Annotated in this window: 11 protein-coding genes; 8 read left to right on the top strand and 3 right to left on the bottom strand. The window is 72.0% G+C overall.

Going from position 1 to position 13,577, the window contains the following annotated elements; translation table 11 throughout:
• The first annotated feature begins 84 nt into the window (after positions 1-84).
• From IEZ13_RS06520 to IEZ13_RS06490, 7 genes are all read left to right on the top strand, one after another.
• On the top strand, positions 85-1,356 hold the full coding sequence (locus IEZ13_RS06520; protein WP_183217788.1) for a pyridoxal phosphate-dependent aminotransferase: 1,272 nt from the start codon (positions 85-87) through the stop codon (positions 1,354-1,356).
• A gap of 105 nt (positions 1,357-1,461) precedes the next feature.
• Positions 1,462-2,664, top strand: a complete 1,203-nt coding sequence (locus IEZ13_RS06515; RefSeq protein ID WP_229794495.1) for a GAF domain-containing sensor histidine kinase — start codon at positions 1,462-1,464, stop codon at positions 2,662-2,664.
• Positions 2,665-2,802: 138 nt separating this feature from the next.
• Positions 2,803-3,972, top strand: a complete 1,170-nt coding sequence (locus IEZ13_RS06510) for a S8 family peptidase (protein ID WP_183217786.1) — start codon at positions 2,803-2,805, stop codon at positions 3,970-3,972.
• Between the two features lie 84 nt (positions 3,973-4,056).
• The gene (locus IEZ13_RS06505) at positions 4,057-4,980 is read left to right on the top strand and encodes a 1-phosphofructokinase family hexose kinase (protein ID WP_229794494.1); all 924 of its coding nucleotides are present in this window, start codon (positions 4,057-4,059) and stop codon (positions 4,978-4,980) included.
• Positions 4,981-5,043: 63 nt separating this feature from the next.
• Positions 5,044-6,411 carry a glycosyltransferase family 39 protein gene (locus IEZ13_RS06500; protein WP_183217784.1) on the top strand — a complete coding sequence of 456 codons (1,368 nt, stop codon included), beginning with the start codon at positions 5,044-5,046 and terminating at the stop codon, positions 6,409-6,411.
• A 61-nt stretch (positions 6,412-6,472) separates the two neighbouring features.
• Entirely contained in the window at positions 6,473-7,003 is a 531-nt protein-coding gene (locus IEZ13_RS06495; protein WP_183217782.1) for an RNA polymerase sigma factor, read from the top strand.
• Positions 7,000-8,094: a hypothetical protein gene (locus IEZ13_RS06490; protein WP_183217780.1), complete on the top strand. Its 1,095-nt coding sequence runs from the start codon at positions 7,000-7,002 to the stop codon at positions 8,092-8,094. Before IEZ13_RS06495 ends, IEZ13_RS06490 begins: the two co-directional genes overlap by 4 nt.
• A 1-nt stretch (position 8,095) precedes the next feature.
• On the opposite strand, the gene IEZ13_RS06485 is transcribed toward IEZ13_RS06490, so the two are convergent.
• Positions 8,096-8,650 (bottom strand): nucleoside/nucleotide kinase family protein, encoded by a 555-nt coding sequence (locus IEZ13_RS06485; protein ID WP_203833674.1) that lies wholly within the window; start codon positions 8,648-8,650, stop codon positions 8,096-8,098.
• A 315-nt stretch (positions 8,651-8,965) separates the two neighbouring features.
• Here IEZ13_RS06485 and IEZ13_RS06480 point away from each other — a divergent pair, with 315 nt between their 5' ends.
• Complete coding sequence (locus IEZ13_RS06480) at positions 8,966-9,928, top strand: glycosyltransferase family 2 protein (RefSeq protein ID WP_183217778.1); 963 nt, start codon at positions 8,966-8,968, stop codon at positions 9,926-9,928.
• On the opposite strand, the gene IEZ13_RS06475 is transcribed toward IEZ13_RS06480, so the two are convergent.
• A complete protein-coding gene (locus tag IEZ13_RS06475) occupies positions 9,925-12,189 on the bottom strand; it encodes an FdhF/YdeP family oxidoreductase (protein WP_183217776.1) in 2,265 nt (754 codons plus the stop codon). The genes IEZ13_RS06480 and IEZ13_RS06475 overlap by 4 nt on opposite strands.
• Positions 12,190-12,279: 90 nt before the next feature.
• Entirely contained in the window at positions 12,280-13,482 is a 1,203-nt protein-coding gene (locus IEZ13_RS06470; protein ID WP_183217774.1) for a DUF1444 domain-containing protein, read from the bottom strand.
• Between the last annotated feature and the right edge of the window lie 95 nt (positions 13,483-13,577).

Raw genomic sequence — 13,577 nt, 5'->3', positions numbered from 1 at the left:
AGCATCGATGATTTTGTGAACGATCCGGGCGACTCCCCCGTACTCGGTGGCGGCACCATCACCGAGGGGTTCGGGAGGACTACTGTGGCACGGACCGGAATCGATACGTCGATGCTGCACAAGGGCTCACACAGCGCGTCGTACTTCGACGTCTCCCGGGCCGCCGGCGAGGGTGTGGAGATCGTCGACTTCTGCATCCCGTGCAACCCCTACTTCCCCACACCGGAGATGTTCGACGAGCTCACCCGGGACCTGAAGAGCATCCTCAAGTACTACCCGAGCGACTCGGCCACCATCACCAAGAAGCTGGCCAGCGTGCTCGGCCTGCACCCGCAGACGGTGGCCATGGCGAACGGCTCGACCGAGCTGATCACCTGGATCGACCACCTGATGATCAAGGAGAGCGTGGCGATCCCGATCCCCACCTTCGGCCGGTGGACCGACCAGCCGATGGAGACCGGCAAGCGGGTGGACATGTTCCCGCTCCAGGAACGCGACGGCTTCCGCCTCGACCTGGAGGAGTACGTCGAGTTCATCCGGGAGCGCAAGTCGCGGGTCGCGGTGGTCTGCAACGTGAACAACCCGGACGGCCACTACATCCCGCGGCGCGACGTGATCCGCTTCATGGACGCGCTCAGCGACCTGGACCTGGTCGTGGTCGACGAGTCGTTCATCGACTTCTCCGACGCCGAACGCTTCCCCTCGGTCGGCCCGGACGCGGTGATCCGCCCCAACGCGGTGGTGCTCAAGAGCCTCGGCAAGAACTTCGGCCTGCACGGCATCCGCTTCGGCTACATGCTGGCCAACCCGGCGATCTCCGGCAAGATCGCGAAGATGCTGCCGAAGTGGAACCTCAACTCCCTCGCGGAGAAGGTCGTCCACATGATCCAGGAACACGAGATGGAGTACGAGGAGAGCCTGCGCCTGCTCAGCCGGGACCGCCGCTCGATGGGCCGCGAGCTCCAGCGCATCCAGGGCATGACGGTGTTCCCGTCGCAGGGCAACTTCTTCCTGGTCAAGCTGCCGAACGAGTGGTCCGGCGTGGCGCTGCGCGACTACCTGGTCGCCAACCACGGCATCATGACCCGCGAGTGCGGCAACAAGCTCGGCATGACCAGCCAGTTCATGCGCCTCGTGGTGCGCCCGGCCGCCGACGTGGACCGCCTGGTCGACGGCATGATGGAGTACGCGCAGCGCTTCCACAGCCGGTCCGCCTACGACAGCGACCCCCTGGAGAGCGCCGGCCGCCGCTGGGCCGAGCCGGCGTACGAGGAGCAGCCGGACAACCTGATCCCGTACCCGAGCCACCGCGGTGGCGGCGGCGAGTACACGGCACGCCGGGCCGCCGTCGGCTGAGACCCGGAACGGACGTCACGCCCGCCGTGATCACTGTCGTGGTGAACACGGCGGCGCGGACGCCCCGAAAGCTCAACTCAGCCGGCCCACCGCCGACTGACAGGCGTGCGCCACGAATCCCCCGTTGAGGACGAAAAGGCCAGGCTGACCGCGCTGCGCTCGTACGGCGTGCTGGACCGGCCCCGCCCCGCCGTGCTGGACGACCTCACCCGGCTGGCCGCATCGATGTTCGGCGCCCCGATGGCCGCCGTCACGCTGGTCGACCGGGACCGGCAGTGGTTCGCCGGCAGCACCGGCCTGGCCGACGAGCAGACCTCGCTGGACCTGTCGTTCTGCAAGCACGTGATTCCGGCCCGCGCCCCGCTGGTCGTGCCGAACGCCACCCTCGACCCCCGCTTCGCGACCGTTCCGAACGTGACCGGGGCGCCGAACATCCGCTTCTACGCGGGCGCGCCGATCATCGACGCGGACGGGCACACACTCGGCGTCATGTGCGTCATCGACGACCGGCCGCGCGTGATCCACGACCGCGAGGTGGAGAACCTGATCACCCTCGCCGGGCAGGCGGCGGTCCACCTGACCTCGATCCGGGACCGGATGCGGATGGCGGACCTGGGCGACGAGCTGTCCCGTGTCTTGCGGCGCGAGGACGACCTGGTCACGGCGATCAGCCACGAGCTGCGTACGCCGGTCACCGCCATCCAGGGCTATCTGGAGATCCTCGGCGACCAGGAGGAACTGGCCGCCTACCGCGGGCTGATCGAACCGATCCACCGCAACGGCGAGCGCCTGGTGCGCATGGTCGACCACCTGCTGGCCGGCACCCGGCCGGGGGAGGCGCCGCTGCCGCCGCCGGTCGGCCGGGCCGAGCTGGACACCGTGGTGCAGGCCGCGGTCCGGTCCTGCCAGTCCTTGATCGCGCTGCGCGCCGAGCCGCCGCGGTGGCACGCCGGCGCGGCCGTACCGGTCCGGGCGGACCTGCCCCGGCTGGCCGACGCGATCACGCAGGTGCTGCGCAACGCGCTGCTGTTCACCCCGGCGGACCGGCCGATCACGGTCCGGACCGGCGCCACGCCGCAGCCGTACGTCGAGATCGCCGACGCCGGCGTCGGCATCCCGGAGCACGAGCTGCCCTACGTCTTCGACCGCTTCTATCGCGGCCGCCACGCCCGCGATCAGGCCGTACCCGGGGTGGGTCTGGGTTTGACGATCGCCCGCAACATCGTCGAGTCGCATCGCGGCACGCTGACCGTCACCGGCATGCCGTCCGGCACGGTCGCCCGGATCGTGCTGCCCGCCGTCGGCTGAGGACACCACGGCCACAAGATATATACATTTCAATATCTAGGTGTGAACGCCTGACGCCCGTACGCTCACCGAAGAAGTCGAGCGATGGGCATCGATCCCTCGGTTGCTCGCCGCCGGCGCGCGCGAGAGAGGAAGATCATGGCGATTCGACGCAGTGGCGGCCGCATCCTGGCCGCTGGTCTGTTCGCATTGGCGACGGCGGTCGTGGCGACGGGAACCCCGGCCGCGGCCGCACCGGCGACCGGCACCATCCGGCTGGCCGGAACCGCCGACGCTGTCCCCGGCAGCTACATCGTGGTGCTCAAGTCCGGCGCGGTGGAGTCCGGCCTGACGAAGTCGTACGGCGGCACCGTGCGGCGCAGCTTCGGCAAGGCGCTCAACGGCTACGAGGCAAGCCTCACCGAGGCCCAGGCCAAGCGGCTGGCGGCGAACTCGAAGGTGGCCTACGTCGAGCAGAACCAGGTGGTCTCGCTGGCCGCCACCCAGAGCAACGCGCCCTGGGGCCTGGACCGCATCGACCAGCGGGCCCGGCCGCTGAGCACCACGTACACCTACCCGGTCACCGCCTCCAACGTGACCGCCTACATCATCGACACCGGCATCCTCTACACCCACAGCCAGTTCGGCGGGCGGGCCACGGCCGGCTACGACGCCGTCGGCAGTGGCGCGGTCGACTGCAACGGCCACGGCACCCACGTCGCCGGCACGGTCGGCGGCAGCACGTACGGCGTGGCCAAGGCGGTCAGGCTGGTCGGCGTACGGGTGCTCAACTGCTCCGGCTCCGGAACCACGGCCGGGGTCATCGCCGGCGTCAACTGGGTGACCAGCAACGCGGTCAAGCCGGCGGTCGCCAACATGAGCCTCGGCGGCGGCGCCAGCACCTCCATCGACACGGCGGTGCGCAACTCCATCGCGGCCGGCATCACCTACGCCGTCGCGGCCGGCAACTCGAACGCGAACGCCTGCAACTACTCGCCGGCCCGCGTACCCACCGCCATCACGGTCGGCGCCACCACCAGTACCGACGCCCGGGCCAGCTACTCGAACTACGGCAGCTGCCTGGACATCTTCGCGCCCGGCTCGTCGATCATCTCGTCCTGGTACACCAGCACCACGGCCACCAACACGATCAGCGGCACCTCGATGGCGTCGCCCCACGTGGCCGGCGCGGCGGCCCTCGTGCTGTCCCGCAACCCGAGCTACACCCCGGCCCAGGTCTCGTCGGCGCTGACCACCAACGCCACCCCGAGCGTGGTCACCAGCCCCGGCACCAGCTCCCCGAACCGCCTGCTCTTCGTCGTCCAGTAAGACGGTCGAACGGCGGGGGACGCCCGTCCCCCGCCGTTCGCGGAATCCGAGGTTGACCGGCACGGCCCCGGGTACGCGACCCGGATGCCCACCATCATGGTCTTCGCACCGGTCCCGCAGCTCACCGTCACCGTCGAGGAGCCCTCCGGCCGGCATCCGGAACTGCACGTGCACCCCGGCGGGCAGGGTGTCTGGCAGGCCCGGATGTGTGCCGGACTGGGCGCCGACGTCACCCTCTGCGCGGCGGTCGGCGGGGAGATCGGCGAGGTGGTCGCGGCGCTCATGCGCCACGAGAACATCGAGGTACGGACGGTGCGCCGCGACGGGGGCAGCGGCTGGTACGTGCACGACCGGCGGGACGGCTCCCGGGACACCGTGGCCGACTACGCCGGCGCCCCGCTCGGCCGGCACGACCTCGACGAGCTGTACAGCACGACCCTGGCCGCCGGGCTGCTCGCCGACGTCAGCCTGCTCAGCGGCCCGGCCGCCCCCGAGGTGGTGCCACCGGAGGTGTACCGGCGGCTCGCCGCCGACCTGGGCACGCACGGCGGCACGGTGGTCGCCGACCTGTCCGGGGACCACCTGACCGCGGTGCTGGACGGCGGTGTCGACTTCCTGAAGGTGAGTCACGAGGAGCTGCTCGACGACGGGCGGGCCGCCGGCGACAGCGACGAGGCGCTCGTGGAGGCCGCCCGGGAGCTGCGGAGACAGGGCGCCGGGTCGGTGCTGATCAGCCGCGCCGACCGGCCCGGGATCGCCCTGCTCGACGACGAGCCGCTGCTCGTCGACCTGCCGCCGCTCCAGGTGGTGGACCATCGCGGGGCCGGTGACTCGATGACCGCCGGGGTGGCCACCGTGCTGGCCCACGGCGGGGACCTGCGCGAGGCGGTGCGTACCGGGGCGGCGGCCGGGGCGCTCAACGTCACCCGGCACGGCCTCGGCACCGGCCGTCGCGAGGCGATCGCCGAACTGGCCCGGCGGGTCGACCTCACCCCGGCGCCCACCTGACGTTCACGGACTGTTCGGGTGGCGATCGTCGTGCCGCCGGGCGGCCGCTCCTAGGGTCGTCCGGTGAAACGCGTGACGACCCCGCTGGTGTGGGCCCTTCCGGCGGTGGTCACGGCGGTGCTCGGCGGCTGGCGGCTGACCGGGGCGGCGCTCTGGGCGGACGAGCTGGCCACCTGGGGAGCGGTCCGGCTGAGCTGGGAGCGGCTGTGGCGGCTCGCCGATGCGGTTGACGTGGTGCTCACGCCGTACTATGCGGGTTTGAAAGCCTTTGCCGTGATTGCCGGAACCGGCACGACGGCCCTGCGCCTCCCCTCACTGCTCGCCATGATCCTTACCACCCTGGTGGTGGTGGCGCTCGGCCGCCGGGCCGGCGGGGACACGGCCGGGCTCGGCGCCGGGCTGCTCTTCGCGGTCCTGCCGGTGACCTCCCGGTACGCGCAGGAGGCCCGGCCCTACGCGCTCGCCATGCTCGGCGCGGCGCTCGCTCTGCTGGCGCTGGTCCGCCTCCTGGAGCGGCCGACGGCCGGGCGGGCCGCGCTCTATGCGGCGGCCGTCGCGGCGACCGGCCTGTGCCATCCGCTCAGCGGCCTGCTCATGATCGCCGGGCACGCCCTGGCCGGGTGGCGCCTGCCTCGGCTGTGGCCGCCCGCCGCGCTGGCCGGGAGCCTTCCGGCGCTGGCCCTCTGCCTGTCGGCCGCCGGACAGTCCGCGCAGATCTCCTGGATCACCCTGGTCGGCGCGCAGACCGTACGCAATCTCCCGCAGCAACTGTTCGCCTCGGCCGTGGTCGGCGGCCTGATCCTGGGACTCGCGATCCTCGGTTCGAGCACCGGGAAAGCCCTGGCAGGCGCCGGTTTCGTCCCGATCGTGCTCCTGCTCGCGGCCGGACTGCTCACCCCGGTCTGGGTGGCCCGGTATGTGCTGATCACCGTCCCCGCCCTGGTGGTGCTCGCGACCTGGAGTCTTTCCCGCGCGCATCTCGCCGCCGTCGTGGCGCTCGCCGCATTCCTCGGCTACCCGGCCCAGCTCGACATCCGCGAACCGGCCGGCCACGGCCAGGACTCCGCCCGCATCGCCGCGGTGATCCGCCCCCTCTACCGGCCCGGCGACGTGGCCGTCTTCCCCGACGCGCACTACAGCATCGCCTGGGCGCCCCGCGACCTCTACCAGCGCTACCTGCCTACCCCACGCCCACCGGACGTGCTCGCCACCACCGGCCAGCGGCTGACCGGGCGCCTTGCGGCCCGGGAGTGCCCGGATGCCGCCTGCCTCGGCGCCCCCGACCGCATCTGGGTGATCCGGGTGGACAGCCCGGCCGACCCGTTGCAGGACATGACGGCCGCGAAACGGGACCGGATCGCCGACGGCTACCGGATCGCCCGGCGATGGAGCTACCCGCTGCTCGGCATCACGTTGCTGGAACGCCGGTAATCTCTCGCCGCCTGCCGGACACCTTCGGTGGTGAGAGCCATCGACGACCGGGGAGGCAGGAGTGGGCGACGACGCGCCCGACGAGGAGAGATTCGACCGGCTGTGGCGCGACCACGCCGCGGCCGTGCTGGCCTACGCGCGCCGCCGGGTCGACGGCGACCAGGCCGACGAGGTGGTCGCCGAGACGTTCGTGGTGGCGTGGCGGCGGCTCCGCGAGATCCCGGAGGCGACCCGGCCCTGGCTGTTCGGGGTGGCCCGGCGGGTGAGCGCCAACGTGCGCCGGTCCGAGCAGCGGCGCGAGGCCCTGCACGACCGGCTCGCCGCCCAGCCCCGGCCCAGCACCGGGGATCCGTCCGGCCTGGTCGGGCGGGCCCTGGACCGGCTGCCCGCCGACGACCGGGAACTGCTGATGCTGCTCGCCTGGGACGGATTGACCCGGCCCGAGGCGGCGGCCGCGCTCGGATGTTCCCGGGGCGCGCTGGCCGTACGCCTGCATCGTGCCCGCCGCCGCCTGAAGACCGTCATGACCGACCTGGCCGGGGAGTCCGGCCCGGCCCTTCTGCCCGCCACCGTTCCGGGAGGCCTGCGATGAACCGCAACGATCTGCCGTCCGCCCTGCTCGCGGCGAACCCGGCGCCGGATGCCGAACCCGGTGACGCCGAGCGGCTCGCCGCGATCCGCGCCGCCGTCGACCACCGGCGGCACTCGGTCGCCGTCAGCTCCGCGCCACGCCGCCACGGCCGCCGCCTGGCCGTACTGGCCGGGCTGACCACCGCCGCCGTGGTGGTGACGGTCGCCGGGACCCGCCTGTGGTCACCCGAGCCGGACCCCCTGATCTCCGCGGCCATCGCCATGGACGGCTCGCTGAGCTGCGGATCCACCATCGAGGGGTACGCCGACCCGATCCGCCCCGACAAGGCGAGGGTGCGACTGTTCCCCACCGTGATCCCGGACGGCTGGCGGCTGGTGAACGTGTTCGCCCGCTCCTCCACCTGGCCGGCCGCGTGCACCGTCCCGTCGCTGATGGCCGCCGACCTCGACGAGGAGGGCGTGATGCGGGGCGGCCTGTGGGTGAACGGCCCGGTCGACCGGATCTCCTACGAGGAGGACGGCGTCGAGGTGAACCCGAAGCCGGTCCGCTCCGACGACACCCTCAACGGCCGCCCGGCCGTGCGCTACGAATGGCGGGACTCGATCTCCTGGGTGTGGCCCGACGAGCGCGGAAAGTACTGGCAGGCGACCGTCTCGGGCTACCCCCTGGACCAGGCCCGCAAGATCATGTCCGCCGTCCGCACCGACGGCGACCAGGTCGTCTGGTCCGGCGAGCAGGCCCCCCGGTTGCGGGTGCTGCACCAGCGGACCGGACCGCGCTACCCGGCGGAGACCCCCACCGAGGACTGGTACATCACCCTCACCGACGGCCACGGCGACTGGATCGTCAACGTCCGCAGCGGCCGGCTGGAGCCGCTCGCCGCGGATCTGAAGACCGGCCTACGGCTGGAGTCCCTGAACGGCCACCCCTTGATCAACTGGAAGTCGAGCCTCTCCTACGAGGCACAACCGGGCAGTTGGGCCGACACCGAGGTCCACGGCGACCCGGCCGCCGTCCGCGCCCTGCTGGCCGGCCTGCGCCAGCTCCCCGCCGACGACCCCCGCCTGGACGAGTACGCCATGAAGGAGTGAGTCAGCACGTCTCGATGAGCAGGTCCGCTCGGGCGCGGACCTGCTCGGCCGTGTGGAAGGCGGCCTCCTGCGCGGCCCACCGGTCCCAGTGCGGGGCATAGGTGGCGCCGTCCCGGGCGAGCGCGCGCCGCTTGCGCTCCGCGGTGGGGCACTCCAGCCAGACCAGACCGATGAGGTACGGGGTGAGCACCCGCGCCCCCGTGCCGACCCCTTCGACGATCAGCCACCCGCCCGGCGGCACCCGGTGTTCCTCCGCGTAGGCGCCGGCGGTCCAGTCCCAGCGCCGCCACACGGCAGGCTCTCCGGCGGCGAGCGGTTCGAGGATCCACTCGCGCAGGGCCGTGACGCCGGGGCGGAGCCCGTCCCATCCGGTGTAGAGATCATCCATGTGGATGGTCGGCGCCCCCGTTCGGTCGGCGAGGGCCGCCGCGAGGGTGGTCTTGCCTGATCCGGAACGGCCTTCTATCGCGAGGATCCGCCGGTCCACGATCGGCGGGCGCCGGGCTTCCGCCCACGCGACTATGCGCTCAGCCGCACCCGTTTCCGCCACCACCATGGGTGATCATCCTATTTCGCTCGCTCCCCGTCCGGACGGGGAGCGACCGGGCTCACATCGCCGTCGACGCGGGTTTCCCGAATCCACAGGCTCACCACAGGATTCTCGGGAAAGCTCCTGCCACCGGCCCTGCGGGGTGCTGGACATCACCTCGACCACCCTCGTCACCAACGCGTAATTGGTTCGCCTTTTACGCGTAGGATGCTGCATTCCGAGGCCCCGTCTGCGCCCCGGATCCCTTTCCCCCTTGTCCGCACCCGTAACGCAAATCGCGCCCCCCACCGCGTCATGCGCCGTCGCCCAGGAGCAAACGGCTTGGAGCACAACAGCAGTTCCGACGTCAGCATCGTCATCCCGACACACAGTGAGAAGCGGTGGGCGTCGCTCACCCGTACGATCACCTCCGCCCAGACGCAGACGCACCCGGCGGCCGAGATCGTGGTGGTCGTCGACCACAACCCGGAGATGGCGAACCGGGTGAAGCTCACGTTCTCCGGGGTGACCGTGCTGGAGAACGCGTACGCGCGGGGCGCGTCCGGCAACCGCAACACCGGGGCCTTCCACACCCGTACGCCGTTCATCGCGTTCCTCGACGACGACACCGTGGCCAGCCCCGAGTGGCTGGCGCACCAGTTGACGCCGTCCGCCGACCCGTCGGTGGTCGGCACCGGCGGCGGCATCATCCCGGCCTGGGCCGGACCCCGCCCGGCGTGGATGCCGGACGAGCTGCTCTGGGCGGTCGGGGTCTCCTACACCGGGATGCCGACGAGGACCGCGCCGATCCGCAACGTCTGGTCCGCGAACATGATCGTGCGGCGGGACGCGTTCCTGGCGGTCGGCGGCTTCCGTACCGGGTTCGGCAAGCTGGGCGACCAGAACCGGCCCGAGGACACCGAACTGTGCCTGCGGATGAGCGCGGCGGCCGGCGGCCGGTGGATGTACGTGCCGCACGCCACCATCGACCACGAGGTGCCGGCCGACCGGTCGACGTTCGGGTTCCTGATCCGGCGCTGCTACGCCGAGGGCCGCGGCAAGGTGCAGATGGCCGGCCTGATGCCGAAGGACCAGGAGCTCGGCGCGGAGAAGGACTACCTGCGGCGTACGCTGCCGCGCGCCGTGGGCCGCAACCTGACGCGGGCGATGACCGGCCGCGGGGCCGCGCACGCGCTCCAGGCGATGGCCGTGGTCGCCGCCGTCCTGGCGGCCGCCTGGGGTGGCGGGGTGGAGACCCTGGCCGGGATCTTCGAGAGCGCCCCGGCCACCACCGACAACGTCTAGGTCCGGATCCGTTCCAGACGGACCTGCACCCATTTCGACGTGGGCGTCCCGCTCTCCTCGGCCTGCGAGTCGAGCGGGACCAGCGGGTTGGTCTCCGGGTAGTAGGCGGCCACGCAGCCCTTGGGGGTGTCGTAGGCGACCAGCCGGAACCGCTCGGCCCGCCGCTCCGCGCCGTCGGCCCACTCGGAGACCAGGTCCACCACGTCACCGTCGGCGAATCCCAGCTCGGTGAGGTCGGCGTCGCTGATGAACACCACCCGGCGGCCCTGGCTGATCCCCCGGTACCGGTCGTCCAGCCCGTAGATCGTGGTGTTGAACTGGTCGTGGCTGCGCAGCGTCTGAAGTACGAGCCGGCCCTCCGGCACGGTCATCACCTCGACCGGGCTGACCGTGAAGACCGCCTTCCCCTCGGCTGTCGGGAAGGTCCGTGAGTCCCGCGGCGGGTGCGGCATCGTGAACCCGCCGTCACGGATCTTCGCGGCGTAGTCGTCGCAGCCCGGCACCACTCGCCCGATCCGCTCCCGGATCTGTTCGTAGTCGGCGGCGAACCCGGCCCACGGGATGCCGTGCCGGTCGCCGAGGGCGGCGGCCGCGATGCCGCAGACGATGTCCACCTCGGAGCGCAGCAGCGGCCCCACCGGCGCGGACCGCCCCCGGGACGCGTGCACCGCCGACATCGAGTCCTCCACGGTGACCCGCTGCACCCGGCCGCCGGTCAGGTCCTGCTCGGTACGCCCGAGCGTCGGCAGGATCAGCGCGGTCCGCCCGGCCTCGACGTGGCTGCGGTTGAGTTTCGTGGAGATCTGCACGGTCAGCGCCGCGTCGCGCATCGCGGCCGCGGTCACCTCGGTGTCCGACATGGCGCCGACGAAGTTGCCGCCCAGGGCGATGAACACCTTCGCCCGGCCGTCCCGGAAGGCGCGCACCGTGTCGACGGCGTCGTGGCCGTGGGCACGCGGCGGCTCGAAGCCGAACTCGTCGCGCAGCCGGTCCAGGAACACCGCGGGCGGCTTCTCCCAGATGCCCATGCTCCGGTCGCCCTGCACGTTGGAGTGCCCGCGCACCGGGCAGAGCCCGGCCCCCGGTTTGCCGATCATGCCCTGGAGCAGGGCGACGTTGACGAACTCCTTGATCGTGGCGACGGCGTTGCGGTGCTGGGTGATGCCCATCGCCCAGCAGTGCACGATCCGTTTCGCGGAGGCCAGCATGTCGGCGGCGGCCTCGATCTCGTCCCAGCTCAGCCCGGTCGCGGCGAGCACGGTGTCCCGGTCCACGGCGGCGACGTGCTCGGCCCAGGCGTCGAACCCGACCGTGGACGACGCGATGAACTCCCGGTCGGCGACACCTTTCAGGAGCAGCAGGTGGCCGATGGCCTGCCAGAGCGCCAGGTCGCCGTTGGAGCGGATCCGCAGCAGCCGGTCGGCCAGCGGGGTGCCGGCGCCGACCAGGCCGCGCACGTTCTGCGGGTTGTCGAAGCGGATCAGCCCGGCCTCCGGCAGCGGGTTGATCGCCAGGATCTTCGCGCCGTCCCGTTTGGCGATCTCCAGCGCGGTGAGCATGCGCGGGTGGTTGGTGCCCGGGTTCTGCCCGGAGACCACGATCAGGTCGGCCTGGTGCAGGTCCTCCAGGGTGACCGAGCCCTTGCCCATGCCGATGGTACGCATCAGGGCGGTGCCGGTCGACTCGTGGCACATGTTGGAGCAGTCCGGCAGGTTGTTGGTGCCGAGCGCCCGGGCCAGCAGCTGGTAGACGAACGCCGCCTCGTTGCTGGCCCGCCCGGAGGTGTAGAAGGCCGCCTCGTCCGGGCTGTCCAGGTCTTTCAGGAACGAGCCGATCAGGGTGAACGCGTCGTCCCAGGAGATCGGCTCGTAGTGGGTGCCGCCGTCGCGGCGCACCATCGGGTGGGTGAGCCGGCCCTGCTTCTCCAGCCAGTGATCGGTCCGCCCGGCCAGGTCGGCGAGTCCGTGCGCGGCGAAGAACTCCGGCCCGACGGTGTCCCGCTGGCCCTCCCAGGAGACCGCCTTCGCCCCGTTCTCACAGAACTCGGCGGTGTGCCGGCGGCCCTGCGGGTCCGGCCAGGCGCAGCTCATGCAGTCGACGCCGTCGTGCTGGTTCAGGGTGCGCAGGTTGCGCACCGTCTTGCGCACACCCATCTTGCGTACGGCGTTGGCGAGGCTCAGCCGGACCGCCTGGAGACCGGCCACGTGATCGGCCGGTGGCCCCACCCGAAGACGGGCCTCTTCCTCGTCGAAGGCTGTCATCGGACCCTCCCCATCGCGGCACCCCTTCGGGGTGCAGTCTCCCTCGACCACCGTGCGCCTCGCCGTGCGGGATCGGCAACCTGAGGATGCTCAGTCGAGACGGTGCCGGCGCATCCCGTCCAGCACGTCGGCGGACGGCCACGTCTCGACCCGGTAGCGGGCCGGGGCGAGCAGCGGCTCCGGGCACAGGCCGGCCTCCAGTTCGGCGATCCGCCACGGCACCCGGAAGTCGATGCCGTCGCCGGCCCGGGCGAACGCCACCGAGTCGGCGCGGGGCAGCAGCGTGCTGACGCCGTCGGTCCAGGTGGCGATGGTCTCGACCGGGCCGCCGCCGGACGGCTCGACCGCGATCAGGCTGCCCACGTGCACGTCGACGCCGGCTTTCGCGTACTGGTCGGCGAGCCATTCGGTCTGGTTCGAGTACTCGGTCAGCGCCAGCACCGCGTCGGCGCGGCGGGCCGGCCGGTGGTGCGGATGCCCGGGCGGCGGAGCGTACGGCACCGACCGCCCGTCCGGCCCGGCCACGTAGCCGACCGGGGAGAGGTAGCGGACCGCCTCGCCGAAGGAGTGCTCGACGGCGGCGTAGATCTGCTCCGCCCCGGTGTCCGGCAGTGGGGTGACCAGCAGGGTGTTGCTGTCCGGCACGAACGCCAGGGCCGGGCCGCCCATCCGCTCCCCCACCTCGGACAGCCAACCCGGCGACAGCAGCAGCGAGGTGAAGTAGCCGTCGCCGTCGTCGAGGATGCTGATCGCCGTGCCGTCGCGCCACGGCCGGTCCAGGGCTCCGCGGGCGATGACGGCCAGGTTCTCCCGGGCCACCGCGAACACCTCGTCGACCGGTACGCCCCACGTCTCCAGGCGATCCGGCGACACGTACGCCATCGCCTCCGGGGTATCGATCACGACGAGCTCGCGCAGGTGCGGCATGGCCGGGCGGGACAGCGGCGGGCGCATCCCGGTCGGCCCGGCCGCGCCGAACGTCACCGGGCGCAACACCGGGCGCAGCTTTGCGCGTACCGCCTCCCAATCCTCTTCCGGAAGCGGCGCGATCAGCCGGATGAGGCGCTCGAGCTGCTGGCGGCGTTCCGCCGGGGAGGCGCCCGCGGTCTCCCGGAAGACGTTGGAGAGGTAGAGGTGGGCCGGTCCGGTCGCACCGGTCCGGTGGATCGCGATGGCGAAGTCGTCCGGCTGGTAGACCGCACGCTCCACGCCGGGGGTACGCCGGGCCACCCGGAGAGCGAGCTGGGCGAAACGGCGCCGCGGCGAACCGGCGAACCTGTCCAGCAGTCCCATTGGTGGACCGTAGCGTGTTTCGCCCTGTCGGATCGCTCCTGGTCCGCGCTCGCCGGGCGAGCCGAAGTAAACTAAGTTGACTTCCGCCCCCGCTC

Source organism: Actinoplanes campanulatus (assembly GCF_014647795.1).
Lineage (GTDB): Bacteria > Actinomycetota > Actinomycetes > Mycobacteriales > Micromonosporaceae > Actinoplanes > Actinoplanes campanulatus.
This window is presented reverse-complemented; position numbering and strand designations above follow the sequence as displayed.

What these genes read in the sequence shown, in the direction of transcription:
- IEZ13_RS06510 (WP_183217786.1), top strand. Translation starts at nt 2,803, where the DNA reads ATGGCGATTCGACGCAGTGGCGGCCGCATCCTGGCCGCTGGTCTGTTC.
- IEZ13_RS06505 (WP_229794494.1), top strand. Translation starts at nt 4,057, where the DNA reads ATGCCCACCATCATGGTCTTCGCACCGGTCCCGCAGCTCACCGTCACC.
- IEZ13_RS06490 (WP_183217780.1), top strand. Translation starts at nt 7,000, where the DNA reads ATGAACCGCAACGATCTGCCGTCCGCCCTGCTCGCGGCGAACCCGGCG.
- IEZ13_RS06485 (WP_203833674.1), bottom strand. Translation starts at nt 8,650, where the DNA reads ATGGTGGTGGCGGAAACGGGTGCGGCTGAGCGCATAGTCGCGTGGGCG.
- IEZ13_RS06475 (WP_183217776.1), bottom strand. Translation starts at nt 12,189, where the DNA reads ATGACAGCCTTCGACGAGGAAGAGGCCCGTCTTCGGGTGGGGCCACCG.
- IEZ13_RS06470 (WP_183217774.1), bottom strand. Translation starts at nt 13,482, where the DNA reads ATGGGACTGCTGGACAGGTTCGCCGGTTCGCCGCGGCGCCGTTTCGCC.